Genomic DNA, 19,246 nt, shown 5'->3' on the forward strand with positions numbered 1-19,246 from the left:
CTTTGCATGCCTGCGGCATAGATTGCAAGGGCAGTCAACGCTGCGACCGCGATACATAGCCTTACCCGCCGAGATTCCATCTTTGCTCCTCACATGCGCTGGACGGCGCACCGACCACGCAGCTTGCAAAGCGTCCAGCTAGCCTAGTGTGCTTGCCGTACCGCGTTTAGAAAGAACCCCTTCCAGTACAGCACGATTTGACGTTGGTCGCGCACATAAATGAAATCAATTCCCACAGGATCCTGGCAGGTGACTTGGATCTCGGTCACGGCATCTGGCAGAGGCAGGCGCTTCGGTTCAAAGTTGAATTCCTTGACGAAGTAGGCGTACATCTTGTGTTTCTCTGTCTTGTACTGCGGGACACGGCAGTCCGCCCCGCCAAATTGAATTCGGTCTGCCGTGACTATCATCTTGGTACCGATAAGACTTTTCGCCTCTTCATCGGACAGCGATACAGTCTCTTGATTGTCCAGCACCTCCGTAATCTTCCAATTGCCGGTCAGCTTTACTTGAATAGGATTGGCGCTGAGATTCGTCACGGCTATCGATAGGAGAAACGCGGCGAGATAGGGTTTCATCGCCCACCCCGCTGTCTGAATGGCTCGCTCTCTTCGCGTCGACGATCGATCAAGCCCCGGGCAATCACCAGGCGCCCATCGACGCGCGCCCGAATATTTGACGAGATGTTGTTTGCCGCCGCCTGCAACGCTCCGCGGTTCACAAGCTGAAAAGTTTGCCGAGCGCCATGTGCGCCGGTATTGAATGCGTAGCGCACCAGCGCGTCAAATTGATCTTGGGTCAGGGCCTGACGATCGACGTTCCTTCGCACGGCCCGCTCCGCCTCCCGGATTGCCGCATCAAAGGACGCTGTGATTTGGGCCTCGGTCAGCGGGGTTCGCAACTCCTGTTCGGTACAAGGACCTCGATGTGCCAAGATCCCTATTCCGTAGGTGCAGTTTCCCCGATTTCCGCCCATGTCGTTGTAGTAGCCACGTACACGCTCGCGTTTCCGCAATCGTGCTTTCGCCTCATTACTCATCGATAAATCGGCGTTTTGGTTTCTCGCTCCACTTCGCAGGGTTACCATCGCTTGTCTCCGTTCCGGTAATCATCCAAATGGACGAGGTCGAATTTGCCAGCGGTAATCGGCTAACCTCATGACGGAAAGCAAGTCTTCCCCTTGCCACACTTGAGCAAGCTGCGGCGTCAAAGCCTTGTTCCTTCTTTCAGATGAGCCGACGCATGTCCCCAAAGGTCAGCTCACCCACCTTTTTTGCCCGATGTACGGCGGCGCGTCACTGGCGAGCTACCTGAGCGGCAAACGTGGCTGCGCGTTGACCTTCATTTGCACTTCTCTGAAGAACCGCTCTGCGAATTCCGCCACCGTGGTATTCCGCGCTTGGGCCGTCTTCGCGAACGGCTTTTCCTGGGCGGATAAGTCACCCACAGCTACCTCTTCTGCCGCCTTGTGGTGTAATGTGCGCGCATTCTTGAGCGTCAGCGCCGGGCACTTCCCCAACGTGCGTTTTTCTTGCTTACCTGCATCCAGCATTCCCATTTATAAACAACGCCCGCCGTTACAGGGAGAACGGCGTTCAGGCAGGGATTTTTGGACGTCCTCGGACCCTAAAAAACTCTACTCTATTTGCCGATGCAAAAACGGCTGAAGATCTCGCCGAGCAGGTCGTCGGCGGAGAAGGCGCCGGTGATGCTGGAAAGCTGGACCTGAGCCAGGCGCAGCTCTTCGGCAAACAGGTCGAGCGACTGATCGTTCTGGGCCGCGTGGGCGGCGGCGTGGTCCAGATGCTTGCGCGCGCTGCGCAGGGCGATCAGGTGGCGCTCGCGCGCCAGGTAGAGCGACTCGCCGGTCTGCTGCCAGCCGGCGATGCGCAGCAGTTCGGCGCGCAGCAGGTCGATGCCGATGTGCTCGTGCGCCGACAGATAGATGTGGGTCGCGGCCGCGTCCTGGTCGACCGCCGGCTTGTGGCCCGACAGGTCGATCTTGTTCCACACGCGCACCAGCGGCACGCCCTGCGGAAAGGCGGCGGCGATGTCGTCGTCGGCGCGCGTGGGGCCGTGGTCGGCGTCGAGCAGATGCAGGATCACGTCGGCCTTGGCCACTTCGGCCCAGGTGCGCTCGATGCCGATGCGCTCGACCTGGTCGCTCGCTTCTTCGGGACGGCGGATGCCGGCCGTGTCGATGATATTGAGCGGAATGCCTTCGATCTGGATGGTCTCGCTGACCTTGTCACGCGTGGTGCCGGCAATCGGCGTGACAATCGCGACGTCGGCGCCGGCCAGGGCATTGAGCAGCGAGGACTTGCCGACATTCGGCTGCCCCACCAGCACCACGTTCAGACCTTCGCGCAACAGGGCGCCCTGGGCGGCCTGGGCAAACACGTGCTCGAGCGCGCCGATGATGGCGCTCAGCTGCCCGCGCGCGTCGGACTTTTCGAGGAAGTCGATTTCCTCTTCGGGAAAATCGAGCGTGGCCTCGACCAGCATGCGCAGATGAATCACCTGCTCGACCAGGGTGTGGATGGCCTGCGAGAACGCGCCCGACAGCGATTGCGAAGCCGACTTGGCGGCCGCTTCGGTGCTGGCGTCGATCAGGTCGGCCACGGCTTCGGCCTGGGCCAGGTCGAGCTTGTCGTTCAGGTAGGCGCGGCGCGTGAATTCGCCCGGCTCGGCCAGGCGCAGACCGAACTCGGCGCCCGCTTCGAGCACGCGCTGCAACAGCATCTGCAGCACCACGGGGCCGCCATGGCCCTGCAGTTCGAGCACGTCTTCGCCGGTGTAGGAATGCGGCCCCTGGAACCAGAGCACGATACCCTGGTCGATCAGACTGCCGTCGGCCTGGGTGAAGGGCAGGTAGCTGGCGTGGCGCGGCTTGAGCGTGACGCCGGGGAACAGCGCACCGATCAGGCCGGCAAGCTGCTTGCCCGAAGCGCGCACCACGCCAATGCCACCACGTCCGGGCGCGGTGGCAATGGCGGCGATCGGTGCGGCATCGACGGGCACGTTACTGGGTACCGTACTTCTTGGTGATATACCACTGCTGGCCGATGGACAGGATGTTGTTCACCACCCAGTACAGCACCAGGCCGGACGGGAAGAAGAAGAACATCACCGAGAACATCAGCGGCATCCACATCATCATCTTGGCCTGCATCGGATCGGCCGGGGCCGGATTGAGCTTGGTCGTAATGAACATCGAGATCGCGTAGATCACCGGCAGCACGGCCCAGGTGTCGGGCTGGGTCAGGTCGGTAATCCAGCCGAGCCAGGGCGCGCCGCGCATCTCGACCGAGGCCTGCAGCACCCAGTAGAGGGCGAAGAACACCGGCATCTGCACGAGGATCGGCAGACAGCCGCCGAGCGGATTGATCTTCTCGGCCTTGTACAGCTCCATCGTGGCCATGTTCAGCTTCTGCGGATCGTTCTTGTGCTTCTCACGCAGGGCATTAATCTTCGGCATCAGGGTCTTCATCTTGGCCGTGCTCTTGAAGCCGGCCGCCGACAGCGGGAAGAAGGCCAGCTTGATGATCACGGTCAGGGCCACAATCGTCCAGCCCCAGTTGCCGATGCCGGCGTGCAGCAGATTCATGAAGGCAAAGATGGGCTTGGCGATGATGGTCAGCCAGCCATAGTCCTTGACCAGATCGAGTTCGGGCGCAACCTTGTCGAGATTGACCTGCGGGCCCGAGTACAGCTTGGCACTCTGGCTGATGGTCTGGCCCGGGGCGACGGTGCCCATCGGCAGTTTGTTGGTGATGGCGAAGATGTTCGGCTCGATCTGCTCGGTCACGAACTCGCGCTGGGCTTTGTCCTGCGGCACGAAGGCGCTGACGAAGAAGTGCTGGACGATGGCGATCCAGCCATTATTGGCCTGGGTCGCGTGTTCAGCTTTCTTCTCGGCGATCTTCTGGAACTCGAGCTTTTCGTATTTCTTCTCGTCCGTGAACAGGGTCGGGCCGGTGTAGCTCGAATAGAAGTAGGAGCTTTCGGCCGGCTTGTTGCCATCGTGGACCAGCTGCAGGTACAGGGTCGGCGAGATGGCGGCCGTGCCGAGGTTGGTCACGTCGTGCTGCACGCCGATCGTGTAGTCGCCCTTCTTGAAGGTGAAGGTCTTGGTCAGCTTGACGCCGCCCTGCTCGGCTTCGAGCACGAGCTGGATCTGGTCTTTGCCGTCGAGCACGCGCGCGCCCGGCTTGGCCACGAAGGCCGTGCGGTGGTTGGGCACGCCGACGCCGGCCAGGCCGGTGCGGGCCAGGAAGGTCTTGTGGCCGTCGACGTCGAACAGCACTTCATTCTTCTGGCTTTCGTGATTGCCCTTGCACCAGTCCATGTTCTCCTTGCCGAAGCAGCGGTTGAACCAGCCCGGGTTGCCGGAGCGCTTGTAGTTGAGCAGTTCCAGACGCTTGATGACGCCGCCGGCGGTGTCGATGTCGACCTTGAACACGTCGGTGGTGATCGTGACCACTTCGGTCTTGAGCGGCGCGGCTTCGCCTTCGGCAGCGGGGGCGGCGGCCGGGGCCGCGGCGCTGGCGGCGGACGCGGCCGCCAAAGCCGCCGGGGCCGAGGCAGGGGCCGCGGCCGGCGCCTGCTTGGCGGCGCTCGGGGCGAAGAACGAGGGATTACCTTTGCTCACCATCCACTGGTTCCACAGCAGCACCAGTGACACAGAGAACACGATCCACAAAATGGCACGTTTATTGATTTCCATTGGGGTCCAGGTCAGGAAGAATGATGGTTGCGAGCGCAGCCGCGCTCGGAATCGTGGAGATGGGTACGCGGGGGAACAAGATCAAGCCCGCCTGCGCTCCACGGATGGCAGCGGCAGACGCGGCGCACGGCCAGCCAGCTGCCCTTGGCGGCGCCATGGGTCTGCAGGGCTTCGATCGCATAGGTGGAGCAGCTCGGATAGAAGCGGCAATTCTGGCCCAGCATGGGGCTGAGCAACAGCTGATACAGCCGCAACAATCTGACGAGCAAGTGCTTCATGGCGTCCTGGGGGTTTGCGAAGCAAACAAACGCTGGAGTTCGGCGCGCAGATCGCGCTTGAGGGCGGGAGCGACCGCCGGGCCGGCACGGCTATTGACCGGACGGGCCAGCCTGACGATGCAGTCGACGCCCGGCAGCTGCGCCACCCGGAAGGCCTCGCGCGTGGCGCGTTTGATCGTGTTGCGCGTCACTGCACGCGGCGCGAAGCGCTTGGCCACCACGATTCCCAAACGCGCATGCGGCTGCGGCGAGGGACGCGTGTACAACACGAAATGGGCCGTCTTGTAGGCGGGGCGCAAACGAAAAACGGATGAAAATTCATCCGTTTTCAGAATACGCCGTGCGCGGGCGAAGTCCTGCGGACTGGCAGACACAGCCGGGCCGCGTTCAGCCGATCGCCGGGCTTAGACAGCCAGGCGCTTGCGGCCCTTGGCGCGACGGGCATTGAGCACATCACGGCCGCCACGGGTAGCCATACGGGCACGGAAGCCGTGCGTGCGCTTACGACGGACGACGGAAGGTTGGTAAGTACGTTTCATGGTGGTCTCGCTAAAGCTTAAACAATTGGTGAAATCTGTCCGGCCCCGAAATGCCGGAGGCGGGGAACAGAGGATTAGACAGCATTTCGGTCCAGTCTGTCAAGCTCGGAGGGTGGCGCGCACATGAAAAATTCCTGTTTTGCCTGTGGATAAGTCGCGGTCTGGCGGTTAAAATAGAACGTTCCGTGCCGCCGGTCCGCCCGCGGTCCTGGCCTTGGCTTCACTGTAATTGAATAGACTGCTCGATGGAAAATTTTTGGCCGACCTGCTCCGCCCAGCTGGAATTGGAGCTGACGCCGCAACAATATAGCGCCTGGATCAAGGCGCTGACCGTGCTTGATTACGAAGATGGCAAGCTGCGCATCGCCGCGCCCAACCGCTTCAAGCTCGACATGGTCAAGTCCCAGTTTGCCGGCCGCATCACGGCCCTGGCCCAGGACTTTTTCGAGCGTCCGGTCGATGTGCAGTTCGTGCTCGACCCGAAAACCAATGGCGTGAAGAAGCCGGCCGGCGCCGCCCCGGCCCCGCACACGGGCGCACCGCTGAGCGACCTGGGCCTGCCAGGCGGCAGCAGCCCGAAAGACGAATTCGGCCAGATGGCCAACAAGGCGCGTGAACAGAGCCGCGTCAATCCCGACCTGACCTTCGAGAGCCTGGTGACCGGTAAGGCCAACCAGCTGGCGCGCGCGGCCGCCATTCAGGTGGCGAATAATCCGGGCGTGTCCTACAACCCGCTGTTCCTGTACGGTGGCGTCGGCCTCGGTAAGACCCACCTGATCCACGCGATCGGCAACCAGGTGATGGCCGACCAGCCGGGCGCGCGCATCCGCTACATCCACGCCGAGCAATTCGTGCGCGACGTGGTGACGGCCTACCAGCGCAAGGGTTTCGACGACTTCAAGCATTACTACCACTCGCTGGACATGCTGCTGATCGACGATATCCAGTTCTTTGGCGGCAAAAGCCGGACCCAGGAAGAATTCTTCTACGCCTTCGAGGCGCTGATTGCCGCCAAGAAACAGATCATCATCACCTCGGACACCTATCCGAAGGAAATCACGGGCATGGACGACCGCCTGATTTCGCGCTTCGACTCCGGTCTGACGGTGGCGATCGAGCCGCCCGAACTCGAAATGCGGGTGGCGATTCTGCTGAAAAAGGCGCAGTCCGAGGGCGTGACCCTGTCCGACGATGTGGCTTTCTTTGTGGCAAAACACCTGCGCTCGAACGTGCGCGAGCTCGAAGGGGCGCTGCGCAAGATCCTCGCGTACTCGCGTTTCCACGGCAAAGAAGTGTCGATCGACATCGTCAAGGAAGCGCTGAAAGACCTGCTGTCGGTGCAGAACCGCCAGATTTCGGTCGAGAACATCCAGAAAACGGTGGCCGATTTCTTCAATATCAAGGTCGCCGATATGTACTCCAAGCGCCGCCCCGCGAATATCGCGCGGCCGCGCCAGATCGCCATGTATCTTGCCAAAGAGCTCACACAAAAGAGCCTGCCCGAGATCGGCGAACTGTTTGGCGGACGCGACCACACGACGGTGCTGCACGCGGTGCGCAAGATTGCCCAGGACCGCGCCAAAAATCCCGAAGTCAACCACGAATTGCATGTATTGGAACAGACGCTGAAAGGCTAAAAATCCCATGAAATTCTGGCAAAATGTCGCTATTTACTAAACCTCCGAGGACTGTCTATGCAATTGGTCAAAACCACCCGTGACACGCTGCTACGTCCCCTGCAAATCGTGAGCGGTATTGTCGAGCGTCGGCACACCATGCCGATTCTGGCCAATATCCTCATTCGCAAGCATGGCGAGAACGTGTCCTTCCTGTCGACCGACACGGAAATCCAGATCACGACCCACGCCGAAGTCGGTTCGGGCCCGGAAGAAATGGGCACCACCGTGGCCGCGCGCAAGCTGCTCGACATTCTGCGCGCCCTGCCCGAAGCCGGCGACGTGAGTCTGACCCTGGCGAATAAGCGCCTGACTGTGCAAAGCGGCAAATCGCGCTTCGCCCTGCAGACGCTGGCGCCGGAAGAATTCCCCACCGTGGCCGAGGCCGACACCTTCAATGCCTCCGTCACCTTGCCGCAGAAGACGCTCAAGCACCTGTTCAACATGGTGTATTTCGCCATGGCCCAGCAGGACATCCGCTACTACCTGAACGGCCTGCTGTTGGTGCTGGACGGGAATAACGTGATCGCCGTGGCGACCGACGGCCACCGTCTGGCCTTCTGCCAGGTGCAGACCGAGGCCAGCTATGCGCGCCAGGAAGTGATCATCCCGCGCAAGACCATCCTCGAGCTGCAGCGCCTGCTGGAAGAATCGGACGAGGAAGTCTCGCTGCACATCGCCGCCTCCCAGGTCAAGCTGCAGTTCGCCGACATCGACCTGATCTCGAAACTGGTGGAAGGCAAGTTCCCCGATTACACGCGGGTGATCCCGCGCGGCTACAAGAACGACTTCACGATCAGCCGCGATGAGCTGCTGCGCTCGCTGCAGCGCGCCGCCATCATGACCAGCGATAAGTTCAAGGGCGTGCGCTGCATGATCGCCCCGGGCAGCCTGAAGATCAGCTCGACCAATGCCGACCAGGAAGAAGCGGTCGAAGAACTCGAGATCGATTACGGCGGCGACGCCATCGATATCGGCTTCAACGTCACCTATCTGCTCGACGTGCTGAACAACCTGAAGTGCGATCAGATCAATATCGCCCTCGGCGACTCCAATTCCTCGGCCCTGATTTCAATTCCCGAAAATCAGGACTTCAAATATGTCGTGATGCCGATGCGAATCTAAGCAACGCTTGCGCAAGGGCGGCCTGTTCGGGCCGCCCTTGTTACGTTCTACCCAGACCATAAGCAATAACGAAAGCCGCAATAATGTCCGATCAAGAGAAATCCGCACCCAAGTCCGATGAATACGGCGCGTCTTCCATTCAGATTCTGGAAGGCCTGGAAGCCGTACGCAAACGCCCCGGCATGTATATCGGCGATACCTCGGACGGCACCGGTCTGCACCACCTGGTGTTCGAGGTGCTCGACAACTCGATCGACGAGGCCCTGGCCGGCCACTGCTCGGAAATCCATGTGACCATTCACAGCGATAATTCGATCTCGATCACGGACAATGGGCGCGGCATTCCAGTCGGCCTGAAAATGGACGACAAGCACGAGCCGAAACGCTCGGCGGCCGAAATCGTGCTGACCGAGCTGCATGCCGGCGGCAAATTCGACCAGAACGCCTACAAGGTCTCGGGCGGTCTGCACGGGGTCGGCGTGTCCTGCGTGAACGCGCTGTCGAAACTGCTGCGCGTGACGATCCGCCGCGACGGCAAAGTGCACCAGATGGAATTCGTGCGCGGCGTGACCCAGAACCGCGAAATCGAAATGATCGACGGCTTTGCCTGCTCGCCGATCAAGGTCATCGGCGAAACGGACAAGCGCGGCACCGAGGTCCATTTCTGGGCCGATGAGACGATTTTCGGCACCGTCGAATTCCACTACGACATCCTGTCCAAGCGCATCCGCGAGCTGTCCTTCCTGAACAACGGCGTCAACATCAAGCTGACCGACCAGCGCAACGGCAAGGAAGAAGTGTTCGCCTTCGAAGGCGGCACGCGCGGCTTCGTCGAGTACATCAACAAGGCCAAGAGCGTGCTGCACCCGACCGTGTTCCAGGCCACGGGCGAGCGCGCCAGCGACCAGGGCACGACCATCAGCGTCGACGTGTCGATGCAGTGGAACGATGCCTACAACGAAACCGTGCTCTGCTTCACCAACAACATCCCGCAGCGCGACGGCGGCACCCACCTGACCGGTCTGCGCGCCGCCATGACGCGCGTGATCAACAAGTACATCGAAGAGAACGACCTGGCCAAGAAGGCCAAGGTGGAAATCTCGGGCGACGATATGCGCGAAGGCCTGACCTGCGTGCTGTCGGTGAAGGTGCCGGAGCCGAAGTTCTCGTCCCAGACCAAGGACAAGCTGGTCTCGTCGGAAGTGCGCGGCCCGGTCGAGGAGATCGTCGCCAAGACCCTGACCGACTTCCTGATGGAAAAGCCGAACGACGCCAAGATGATCTGCGGGAAGATCGTGGAAGCGGCGCGTGCGCGGGAAGCGGCGCGCAAGGCGCGCGACCTGACGCGCCGCAAGGGCGTGATGGACGGGCTCGGCCTGTCGTCCAAGCTGGCCGACTGCCAGGAGCGCGACCCGTCCCTGTGCGAACTGTATATCGTCGAGGGTGACTCCGCAGGCGGCTCGGCCAAGCAAGGCCGCGACCGCAAGTTCCAGGCCATCCTGCCGCTGCGCGGCAAGGTGCTGAACGTGGAGAAGGCGCGCTTCGAGAAGATGCTGTCGTCGGAGCAGATCACGACCCTGATCGCCACGCTCGGCACCTCGATCGGCCAGGACGAATTCAATATCGACAAGCTGCGCTATCACCGCATCATCATCATGACCGACGCCGACGTCGACGGCGCCCACATCCGCACCCTGCTGCTGACCCTGTTCTACCGCCAGATGCCGCAGCTGGTCGAGCGCGGCCACATCTACATCGCCCAGCCGCCGCTGTACAAGGTGAAGGCCGGGCGCGACGAGCGCTATCTGAAGGACGACAGCGAAGAAGCCAGCTATATGATGACGGTGGCGCTGAACAGCGCCGTGCTGGTGCCGCGCGAAGGCGCCGACAGCATCAGCGGCGAGGCCCTGAGCGAGCTGGCGCGCCAGTACAACCTGGCCAATGCCGTGATGACGCGACTGACGCGCGTGATCGACCGCGCCGCGCTGACGGCCATCATGACCGGCGTCACCCTCGATCTGAGCAGCGTCGACAGCGCAACGGCCTCGGCCGAGAATCTGCAGGCGGCGATCAATGATCCCTTCGTCAAAGTGCGCGTGCATGCCGACGAGTTCAACGACAAGCCGGCGCTGCGCATCGAGCGCATGCACCATGGCAACGTGAAGATCAGCAGCATCGACGCCGACTTCGTGCAGGGCGCCGACTACGGCCTGCTGGCGACGGCCGCCGCCACCTTCAAGGGCCTGATCGGCGAAGGCGCGTTCGTGCGCCGCGGCGAAGGCGAGCGTGTGAAGGAATCGGCCGTGACCGACTTCGCGCACGCCATGCAATGGCTGCGCGACGAAGCCGAGCGCACGGTGAGCAAGCAGCGCTACAAAGGTCTGGGCGAGATGAATCCCGAGCAGCTGTGGGAAACGACGATGGACCCGACCGTGCGCCGCCTGCTGAAAGTGCAGATCGAGGACGCCATTGCCGCCGACCAGATCTTCACCACCCTGATGGGCGACGAAGTCGAACCGCGCCGCAACTTCATCGAAGCCAACGCGCTGCAGGCGGGGAATATCGACGTTTAAGCGCCGACCACGCCATCCCAATGCCCTCCACCGCGAGGGCATTTTTTCTGCCTAGATAAATGGGGTCAGGCCCCTTTTGTCTGCCCGGAAAAATGGGGTCTGACCCCATTTTTCTTGGTGGCTCTGTGCTATGGTCTCGCCCATGACTGAACACGTCGACATCCTGCCTGCGCCCGCGCCGGGCGTGGTCTGTGCGATCTGGCGCGAGGTGGCGGCCGGGGCTTGTGTGCCGAGCACGGTGCCGGCCAGTACTTATGCTTGTCTGAATGTGATTGCGCGCGGCGCGGTGCGGTTGGCCGAGGATGGAAGCGCGCTGCCCACCTGCTTTCTTACCGGCCCCTTCTGTCAGCCGATCCGCACCGAGACGGTCGGGCCGATGCGCTCGCTCAGTCTGGTGCTGCCGGCCTGGCTGCTGCCGGCCTGGTTCGGTGTGGCGCCGCCTGCCCTTGCGCATGGACTCTTGGCGCTGCCGCATCCGGCCTTGGACTTGCTGCTGGCGGCCGTGGACGAGCGCAGCCACTTGGCGGCGGCCCTGGCGGCGCTGGCTAAACCGGCCTCGGCGGCGGAGCGGCGCGCGCAAGCCCTGGCCGATGCCCTGCTCCATGCGGGCGCGGTGGCGGCGGCCGCCCATGCCTGCCAGCTCAGCGCGCGGCATTTCGAGCGGCGCTTTCTGGCCGCGCACGGGCTGCGCCCGCGCGAGTGGCTGCGCGTGCGGCGCTTCGAACAGTCGCTGCTGCAACTGGCGCAATCGCCTTCGCTGGCCCAGCTCGCGGCGGAGCGCGGCTATGCGGATCAGGCCCATATGTCGCGCGACTTCCGCTATGCGGCCGGGCTGGCGCCGCGCCTTGCGAAGGGCGCGATGCTGGCCGACACGGCCGGCTTCTGGGCCTTCCGCCCGGCCCGTCTGCTGGGCTGAGCTGTCGCATTCGTTCAAGACGGCGCGCGCGCGGCGTCGTATGCTGCGGCGGTTTCTTTCTTCTGGAGCAGGACATGCAGGCGATTCGGCGCGCCCTGGTGATGGCGGTCGGTTCGGGCGGCGATGTGGCGCCGTTCGCGGCCGTGGCGGCCCAGCTGGCCGCGCGCGGGCTGGACACGACCTTGATGGCCCCGCAGCGCTACGCCCCGTATGTGGCGGGCAGCGGTGTGGCCTTCGTCTCGATCGGCGCGGAGGACGTGTTCACGCGCGTGTTCGACGGCGCCGATATCTGGGATGCGCGGCGCGGCCTGGCGGCCTCGTGGACGTATTACGATGCGGCCATGCGCAGCGCCTACCCGATGGTGCGCGCGGGCTGGCACGCGCGCGACACGCTGCTGCTCAGTTCCTCGTTCGCGGTGGCGGCGCGCCTGGCCGAGGAACGCGATGGCTTTCGCAATTGCACCGTGCACCTGTCGCCCTCGATCATCTTTTCGGCCGAGGCGCCGCCGCGCTGGCCGCTGCTGTCGATTCCGCCGCACTGGCCGCTGGGCCTGCGCCGCTTCCTGATGCGGCTGTCGGAGCGGGTCGGCACCGAACCGCTGCTGGGCCGCTACATCAATGCTTTCCGCGCCGAGCTGGGCCTGGCGCCGCAGCGCTGGCTGCTGTCGCACTGGATCCATTCGCCGGCCCAGGTGCTGTATGCGTTTCCGTCCTGGTTTGCCGAGCCGGCCGGCGACTGGCCGGCCCAGGGACAGTGCGCGGGCTTTCCGCTGGCCCGGCTCGGACAGACGAGCCTGCCAGCCGACGTGGCCGATTGGCTCGGCGGCGAGGCGGTCCTGATTACGGCGGGCACGGCGGTGGCCCAGCGCCCGGCCTGGGTGACGCGGGCGATTGCGGCCGTGCGCGCCCGTGGCTGGCGCGCGCTGGTGGTCGAGCCGCAGCCGGGGCCGGCGCAGGACGATGTGCTGAGTCTGCCTTTCCTGCCTTTCGACGCGGTGCTGCCGCATGTCAAGGGCATCGTCCACCATGCGGGCATCGGCACGGCCCTGGCCGCCATGCGCGCCGGTGTGCCCCAGCTGCTGCAGCCGAGTGCGCACGATCAGCCCGACAATGCGGCGCGTCTGGTGGCGCTCGGGGTGGCGCGTCCGCTGAGCGCGCCCGAGGCCTGGGACTGGCTGAGTGCCGGACCGACCCAGGCGCTTACCCAGGTGGTGCGCGCACGTCTGGCGCGCGAAGGCGACGGCGCGGCACGGATTGCGGAAATGGCGCTCGCGCACGCCCATCACCGCAGCTTATAAAACGGCCGGAACATAAGCGGCGCTGATAGTCTGAGCTTGCGCCGCCGCAAGGTTGCTGCCCGGACAGTCGCTATCGTGGAAGTTCCTTTTCCGGAGGACACTATGCGCCGCTGCCTCGTCCTGCTTGCCGCCCTGCTGCCCCTGCTGGTCCGGGCCGCCCCGACCGTCCATCATTTCACTTTCGAGAACGACGGTTTCTTCGACAGCGACCGCTATTACACGAACGGGGTGCAGTGGTCGGCCTTGCGCCAGCCGGCCACGCGCGCGGCCTGGGCGCCCGACAGCTGGGGACCGGCCTACGCTGAGCAATTCAGCATCGGCCAGCTGATGTACACGCCGGCCGATATCGCGCTGCCGGGTCCACAGCCCTACGACCATCCGTATGCGGGTCTGCTGTATGGCGAGCAGATGTGGCAGTTCCTGCGCCCCGACCAGTTGCAGATGACCAGCATCAGCCTGCGCGTGGGGCTCACCGGGCGGCCTTCGCTGGCCGAGCAGACGCAGAAATTCATTCACCGTGTGCTCGGGCGCGCCGAACCGCTGGGCTGGGAATACCAGATTCCGGCCCGCCTCGGCCTGATGCTGACGGGCGAGCGGCGCGTCGCCATCCCGGCGCTGGCGGCTGAGCTTGGCGGGGGCCTGCAGTCGCGCGTGGCCGTCTGGGGCAAGCTGGCGGCCGGCAATTTGCAGACCTATGCGGGCGCGGGCGCCATGCTCAGTCTGGGCAAGCAGCTGCCGCCCCTGCTGCCGCCGCCGCCCGGCATCCAGAACACGCTGGCGCCCGAGGACAGCAGCTGCCTGTTCGCACGCCTGCGCTGCACCGTGTATGCGGGCCTCGAGTGGCGCTATTTCGCGCGCAATCTGTACGTCGATGCGCCCCTGATCAGCCTGCGCCGCACTGTGCGCGACACGGTCGCCGGCGTGCATCTGGCGTGGCCGGCTTCGCGCTGGTTCCTGCAGCTGCAGGCGACCTGGCGCACGCCCGAATTCCGCTCGCCGCTGCCGGTGTACGCGCACCGCTTCGGCGCCTTGACGCTGGGGACGGAGTGGTGAAATACTTGGCCGAACCGCTTTTACCTCGTCCATCATGCGCAAACTGCTCGCCCTGCTCGCTCCGCTGACCTTGACTGCCTGTATCGACGGCACGGCTTCCTACCTGGTGGAGGGCAATGACCATGCGCTCTCGCTGCGCGTGCGCCAGGACGCGTTCTGGAACGACGGCGTCAGCGTGACCCTGGTGGTGTCGCGCCTGCCAGAGTGCCAGCGCCAGCTGCCGCTGACCGATGTCTCGGCCGCGGAACTGGCGGTCGATGTGTATGCCAACGGCGAGCGCAACTGGATCGTCAAGGAAGGCGAGCAGGCCTGGCAGGTGGAGACGGAAACCTGCGCCCTGGTCACCGACAAGGCCGGCACGCCAAGCGGCCCCAAGCTCGGCAGCTTCAAGCTGGTCGAGAAGAAGCTGGTGTTCGAGGCCACGCCCCAGCCCAAAGCGCCCGCGGCCCCGGCCGCGCCGGCACCTGCCGCCGAGCCCGCCGCAGACGCGGCCGCCGCCGCACCGGCCGCCTCGCAATAAGCCCCTACTCGCCGCTGTCGTGCGCGGGCATCTGCCCGGGCGGATAACGCGCGCCCGCGGCCGCCCCGGCCGGCACCGCCACGGCCAGCTGGGCCAAGGTGGCCGCATCCAGCTGCACCCCCAAGGCGCCCAGAGATTCGGCCAGCTGGCTGCGCTGGCGCGCGCCGATCAGGGGCACGATATCGGCGCCCTGGGCCAGCACCCAGGCCACGGCCAGCTGGGCCACGCTGAGCTGGTGCTCGGTGGCGATCCAGCGCACGGCGTCGACCAGGCCCAGATTGTGGCGCAGGTTCTCGCCCTGAAAACGCGGACTGGCGGCGCGAAAATCGGTTTCGCCTGCGCGCCCTTCATGCCAATGGCCCGATAGCAGACCACGGCTGAGCACGCCATAGGCCGTGATGCCGATGCCCAGTTCGCGCGCCGTCGGCAGCAGGCCGTTTTCGGCCGCGCGCGACAGCAGCGAATACTCGAGCTGGACGTCGGCGATCGGATGCACGGCGGCGGCGCGCCGCAGGGTGTCGGGCCCGACCTCGGACAGGCCGATGTGGCGTACATCACCGGCGCGGATCAGGTCGGCAATGGCGCCGACCGTGTCCTCGATCGGCACCTGGGGATCGAGCCGGGCCGGGCGGTAGATGTCGATGTGCTCGACGCCGAGCCGGCGCAGCGAGTAGGCGAGGAAATTTTTGACGGCCTGGGGCCGGCAGTCCATGCCCAGCCAATTGCCGGCCGGGTCGCGCAGGGCGCCGAACTTCACGCTCAGCACCACCTGCTGGCGGCGCCCGCGCAGGGCCTCGCCGAGCAGCAGCTCATTGTGGCCCATGCCGTAGAAGTCGCCGGTGTCGAACAGGCTGATGCCATCGTCGAGCGCGGCCTGGATGGTGGCCAGGCTTTCGCTGCGCTCGGCCGGGCCGTACAGGTCGCTCATGCCCATGCAGCCCAGGCCCAGGCGCGATACGCTGGGGCCGCTGCGGCCAAGGGGAATACTGTCCATGCTGTCCTCCAGTGAACAAGAAAAAGGAGGTGCGCGGACCGGCCTAGCTGCGCGCCAGCCGCTCGTGCAGGGCCGCCAGCAGACCGGGCTGGTGCAGGGTTTTCAGGGCCTGTTCGAGCAAGACCTCGGACTGGCCCGTGCGCTGCTCCGTCCATTGGCGGAAATACTCGTGCACGGTGCGCCACGGCGGATAGCTGGGCGGCAGATTGCGCCAGGGGATGCGCTGCTCGAGCAGATACACGATGGCGCTGAATACGTCGTACACGTCGTGCCGGCGCGGCCGCGTTTTTTTGCGCGCGCTTTCCAGCAAGCCGCGTACGGCCTCGAAGTCTTCCCGTCCAACTGTTGCTGCCATATCGAACCTCCTGCCTGCTTGGACGACGCGTTCCGCGCTTGGTTCCCGCGTGCCGGCGATTTGTGTCAGAATGGTCTTTTCAATTTACACACAGAAACACATGAAAGCTTTGCTCCTACCTGCCCTGGGACTGGCGTTTTGTGCCGCCGCCAGTGCCGCCGCCCCCGCCACCGCCGCGCGCCAGACGATCGGCGCGGCCAGCATGTTCAAGCACATGAGCGTGCTGGCCTCGGACGATTACGAAGGCCGCGGCCTGGGTGGCAAGGGCGAGCAACTGAGCATCGAGTACATCCGCGATGAGTTTGCGCGCCTGGGCCTGAAGCCGGGCGGCCCCCAGGGCAGCTGGTATCAGGCGGTGCCGCTGGTTGGCGTGACCTCGCGCCCGACCCTGCGCTACCAGGGCAAAGGGGGTAGCACCGAGCTTAACTTTCCTGCCGATTTCGTGGCGCGCTCTTGGCGCACGGCCCCCGAAGTCCAGTTGCAGCACGCCGAACTGGTGTTCGTCGGCTATGGCGTGCAGGCGCCCGAATTCAAGTGGGACGACTACAAGGGCCTGGATGTCAAGGGCAAGATCCTGGTCATGCTGATCAATGATCCGCAGGTGCCCGATCCCAAGGACCCGAGCAAGCTCGACAAGAACACCTTCGGCGGCAGCGCGATGAGCTACTACGGCCGCTGGACCTATAAATACGAAATCGCCGCCAAGCTCGGCGCCGCCGGCGCCCTGATCGTGCACGAGACCAAGCCGGCCGCCTATCCGTGGGAAGTGGTGAAGACCGGGAATGCGACCGAAGGCTTCATGATCAAGCACGAGGGCGACGATCCGAATAATCCGACCGTGCCCGGCTGGCTGCACCTGGACGCCGCGCGCGCCATGTTCAAGGCCGCCGGCCTCGACTACGACCAGCTGAAGGCGGCCGCCAGCCGGCGCGACTTCAAGCCGGTGCCGCTGCAGCTGACGGCTGACATCACGGTGCGCAATACCTGGCGCGAATTCAGCTCGAATAATGTGATCGGCATGATCGAAGGCAGCGATCCCAAGCTCAAGGACGAGGTCGTGCTCTATTCGGCCCACTGGGACCACTTCGGCCTCGATCCGCAGCTGCCGGGCCCGCGTCCGCGCCAGATCTACCACGGCGCCCAGGACAATGCCTCGGGCGTGGCCGCCCTGCTCGAGCTGGCACGCGCGTATGCGAGCATGCCGGTCAAGCCGAAGCGTTCGATCGCCTTCTTCGCGCCCACGGCCGAAGAGCGCGGCCTGCTCGGCGCCTACTACTATGCCGAGCACCCGCTGTTCCCGCTGGCCAAAACGCGCATCAACATCAATATGGACATGATGAATGTGCTGGGCGTGGCCAAGGATGTCGAAATCTCCGGCTACGGCCGCTCCACCGTCGACGACTGGGTGGCCAAGGTGGCGCGCAGCCAGGGCCGCAAGGTGACCCCGGCCAATTCCGAAACCGGCCTGTTCTTCCGCAGCGACCACTTCGCCCTCGTCAAGCGCGGCGTGCCGGCCCTGTTCATCGAATCGGGCACCGAATTCGAAGGCCATCCGCACGACTACAAGCAGCGCATGAACGAAGAGTACAAGGCCCACATCTACCACAAGGTCGACGACGTCGTGCATGCCGACTGGGATCTGCGCGGCATGGTCAAGGACGTGGAGCTGCTCTGGCAGGTCGGCTACGACGTGGCCCAGGGCAAATTCAGCCCGCAGTGGAAGGCCGGTTCCGAATTCAAGGCCGCCCACGACAAGCTGATGCAGGGCGGCGCCCAGTAAGGCCTTAGCTGGCGGCCGCGGCCAGGGTCGCCAGCTCCAGTTTCTCCATCTTCAGCAGGGCCGCCATCACGTCGGCCGCACGCGGCCCCTGCATCCACTCCCCCAGCTGGCGCGGCAGCACCTGCCAGGACAGGCCATAGCGGTCCTTCAGCCAGCCGCACTGGCGCGCCTGTGCGGGCCCGCCCGCGCCCAGTTTGTCCCAGTAGTGATCGATCTCGTCCTGGCTGTCGCACAGGACCTGGAAGGACACGGCCTCGTTGAAAGTGAACAGCGGCCCGCCGTTGAGGGCTGTCAGGTTATGGCCGTCGAGTTCGAAGGCCACGGTCAGCACGCTGCCGGCCGGCATCGGCGCGCCCTCGGCATAGTGGGCGATCTGGCAGATGCGTGCGTTGGGAAAAATGTTGGTGTAGAACTCCGCTGCCGGCAGGGCCTGGTCGGCAAACCACAGGCAGGGCACGATGCGGGACAGGGTCGACATGCTAGCCTCCTTGGCGAGAGGCCCAGTCTACGTCACTTCCCCGGCGGGCGGTGCGCGTCCACCAACAGGGTCGACACCGAAATATTCGGGATGCGCGGCGGCCACTCGTCGTCCGGCCCGAACCAGCGCGCGTCGGCGATTTCATTCGGGTCGGTGCGGATCTCGCCGTCCAGGTAGTCGGCCGTGAAGGCCAGCATCAGCGAGTGCGGGAAGGGCCAGCTCTGGCTCTTGAAATATTGCAGATTGTGCACGCGCAGGCCGACTTCCTCCATCACCTCGCGGTGCACGGCCTCCTCAACCGATTCGCCAGCCTCGAGAAAGCCGGCCAGGGGCGTGTAGCGCTGCACGGCGGCATGGGTATGGCGCGCCAGCAGCACCTGGTCGCCTTTGCGGATCAGCACCATCATGGCCGGGGAAATGCGCGGATAGGCGCTGTGGCCGCACTGCGGGCAGCGCATGCAGCGCTCGCCGGCCACCAGCGCCATCGGGCTGGCGCAGGCGCCGCAGAAGCGGTGCGTACGCGCCCACTCGGCAATCTGGAAGGCGCGTCCGGCCACGCCGAGCAGATCGGCTTCAAGCTCGGCGAAAAGTGACCGTAAACCATAGAACGCGTAACCAACTGGTGGTGTAAATACCCCGTCGAGCCACGATGTCTGGTAATATCTTTTTCCATACAGCAATCCGACCGGCAGCAGCCGGTCTTGCGGCAGGGCCAAGGCCGCAGTCAATTCTGGCCCCGGCAGTGCGAGGTCGCTCTCGCGCAGCAGCAATTTACCTTCGTGAAATACGAAGCTTTCCGGCGCAGGATGCGCCAGGGCCGTCAATACAGGTTCGAAGTCGGCGGGCGTTTGCAGCATGAATGTCTCGTCAGCAGGACCAAGCAGACATCATACCGGCTTTCACCAGACCGTGATTTGACCCCCTTTTCACCCCTT

General features: G+C 64.3%; 20 protein-coding genes. 8 read left to right on the forward strand and 12 right to left on the reverse strand.

All coding sequences use genetic code 11. From position 1 onward, the window contains the following. Positions 1-143 precede the first annotated feature (143 nt). From LZ005_RS19955 to rpmH, 8 genes are all read right to left on the reverse strand, one after another. The gene (locus LZ005_RS19955; protein WP_237810267.1) at positions 144-578 is read right to left on the reverse strand and encodes a hypothetical protein; all 435 of its coding nucleotides are present in this window, start codon (positions 576-578) and stop codon (positions 144-146) included. Next, the gene (locus tag LZ005_RS19960) at positions 575-1,087 is read right to left on the reverse strand and encodes a glycoside hydrolase family protein (RefSeq protein WP_237810268.1); all 513 of its coding nucleotides are present in this window, start codon (positions 1,085-1,087) and stop codon (positions 575-577) included. The genes LZ005_RS19955 and LZ005_RS19960 overlap by 4 nt, the downstream gene beginning before the upstream one ends. Before the next feature lie 219 nt (positions 1,088-1,306). After that, positions 1,307-1,558: an Arm DNA-binding domain-containing protein gene (locus LZ005_RS19965; RefSeq protein ID WP_237810269.1), complete on the reverse strand. Its 252-nt coding sequence runs from the start codon at positions 1,556-1,558 to the stop codon at positions 1,307-1,309. An 83-nt stretch (positions 1,559-1,641) separates the two neighbouring features. Then, the gene (gene mnmE, locus LZ005_RS19970; protein WP_237810270.1) at positions 1,642-3,021 is read right to left on the reverse strand and encodes a tRNA uridine-5-carboxymethylaminomethyl(34) synthesis GTPase MnmE; all 1,380 of its coding nucleotides are present in this window, start codon (positions 3,019-3,021) and stop codon (positions 1,642-1,644) included. A 1-nt stretch (position 3,022) separates the two neighbouring features. Beyond that, positions 3,023-4,726, reverse strand: a complete 1,704-nt coding sequence (yidC, locus tag LZ005_RS19975) for a membrane protein insertase YidC (protein WP_237810271.1) — start codon at positions 4,724-4,726, stop codon at positions 3,023-3,025. An 11-nt stretch (positions 4,727-4,737) separates the two neighbouring features. Beyond that, complete coding sequence (yidD, locus tag LZ005_RS19980; protein WP_237810272.1) at positions 4,738-5,004, reverse strand: membrane protein insertion efficiency factor YidD; 267 nt, start codon at positions 5,002-5,004, stop codon at positions 4,738-4,740. Then, positions 5,001-5,378: a ribonuclease P protein component gene (gene rnpA / locus LZ005_RS19985; protein ID WP_237810273.1), complete on the reverse strand. Its 378-nt coding sequence runs from the start codon at positions 5,376-5,378 to the stop codon at positions 5,001-5,003. Before rnpA ends, yidD begins: the two co-directional genes overlap by 4 nt. Positions 5,379-5,408: 30 nt before the next feature. Continuing rightward, positions 5,409-5,543 (reverse strand): 50S ribosomal protein L34, encoded by a 135-nt coding sequence (rpmH, locus tag LZ005_RS19990; RefSeq protein WP_010401996.1) that lies wholly within the window; start codon positions 5,541-5,543, stop codon positions 5,409-5,411. Positions 5,544-5,788: 245 nt separating this feature from the next. Here rpmH and dnaA point away from each other — a divergent pair, with 245 nt between their 5' ends. The 7 genes from dnaA (at position 5,789) to LZ005_RS20025 (ending at position 14,704) form a co-directional block, all read left to right on the forward strand. Further along, the gene (gene dnaA / locus LZ005_RS19995; protein WP_237810274.1) at positions 5,789-7,180 is read left to right on the forward strand and encodes a chromosomal replication initiator protein DnaA; all 1,392 of its coding nucleotides are present in this window, start codon (positions 5,789-5,791) and stop codon (positions 7,178-7,180) included. 57 nt (positions 7,181-7,237) lie between these two features. After that, positions 7,238-8,344: a DNA polymerase III subunit beta gene (dnaN, locus tag LZ005_RS20000; RefSeq protein WP_237810275.1), complete on the forward strand. Its 1,107-nt coding sequence runs from the start codon at positions 7,238-7,240 to the stop codon at positions 8,342-8,344. 83 nt (positions 8,345-8,427) lie between these two features. Beyond that, positions 8,428-10,917 (forward strand): DNA topoisomerase (ATP-hydrolyzing) subunit B, encoded by a 2,490-nt coding sequence (gene gyrB / locus LZ005_RS20005; RefSeq protein WP_237810276.1) that lies wholly within the window; start codon positions 8,428-8,430, stop codon positions 10,915-10,917. Positions 10,918-11,059: 142 nt separating this feature from the next. Further along, the gene (locus LZ005_RS20010; protein ID WP_237810277.1) at positions 11,060-11,833 is read left to right on the forward strand and encodes a helix-turn-helix domain-containing protein; all 774 of its coding nucleotides are present in this window, start codon (positions 11,060-11,062) and stop codon (positions 11,831-11,833) included. Between the two features lie 74 nt (positions 11,834-11,907). Beyond that, positions 11,908-13,131, forward strand: coding sequence for a glycosyltransferase (locus LZ005_RS20015; RefSeq protein ID WP_237810278.1), 1,224 nt, complete (start codon positions 11,908-11,910; stop codon positions 13,129-13,131). A 102-nt stretch (positions 13,132-13,233) separates the two neighbouring features. After that, entirely contained in the window at positions 13,234-14,184 is a 951-nt protein-coding gene (locus LZ005_RS20020; RefSeq protein ID WP_237810279.1) for a lipid A deacylase LpxR family protein, read from the forward strand. A 34-nt stretch (positions 14,185-14,218) separates the two neighbouring features. Then, positions 14,219-14,704 carry a hypothetical protein gene (locus tag LZ005_RS20025; protein WP_237810280.1) on the forward strand — a complete coding sequence of 162 codons (486 nt, stop codon included), beginning with the start codon at positions 14,219-14,221 and terminating at the stop codon, positions 14,702-14,704. A 4-nt stretch (positions 14,705-14,708) separates the two neighbouring features. Here LZ005_RS20025 and LZ005_RS20030 read toward each other — a convergent pair whose 3' ends face one another. Together LZ005_RS20030 and LZ005_RS20035 are read right to left on the reverse strand one after the other, a co-directional pair. Beyond that, positions 14,709-15,698, reverse strand: a complete 990-nt coding sequence (locus LZ005_RS20030; RefSeq protein WP_237810281.1) for an aldo/keto reductase — start codon at positions 15,696-15,698, stop codon at positions 14,709-14,711. A 43-nt stretch (positions 15,699-15,741) separates the two neighbouring features. Beyond that, complete coding sequence (locus tag LZ005_RS20035; protein ID WP_373889422.1) at positions 15,742-16,053, reverse strand: transposase; 312 nt, start codon at positions 16,051-16,053, stop codon at positions 15,742-15,744. Positions 16,054-16,153: 100 nt separating this feature from the next. Between LZ005_RS20035 and LZ005_RS20040 the strand changes: the two genes are divergently transcribed. Then, positions 16,154-17,833 (forward strand): M28 family peptidase, encoded by a 1,680-nt coding sequence (locus tag LZ005_RS20040; protein WP_237810282.1) that lies wholly within the window; start codon positions 16,154-16,156, stop codon positions 17,831-17,833. A 4-nt stretch (positions 17,834-17,837) separates the two neighbouring features. Here the strand turns inward: LZ005_RS20040 and LZ005_RS20045 are convergent, their stop codons facing one another. Next, the gene (locus LZ005_RS20045; RefSeq protein ID WP_237810283.1) at positions 17,838-18,311 is read right to left on the reverse strand and encodes a VOC family protein; all 474 of its coding nucleotides are present in this window, start codon (positions 18,309-18,311) and stop codon (positions 17,838-17,840) included. Between the two features lie 32 nt (positions 18,312-18,343). Continuing rightward, the gene (gene nudC / locus LZ005_RS20050) at positions 18,344-19,168 is read right to left on the reverse strand and encodes an NAD(+) diphosphatase (protein ID WP_237810284.1); all 825 of its coding nucleotides are present in this window, start codon (positions 19,166-19,168) and stop codon (positions 18,344-18,346) included. Positions 19,169-19,246: the final 78 nt, after the last annotated feature.

Origin of the sequence: Massilia sp. TS11, assembly GCF_022012445.1 — a bacterium.
Lineage (GTDB): Bacteria > Pseudomonadota > Gammaproteobacteria > Burkholderiales > Burkholderiaceae_D > Telluria.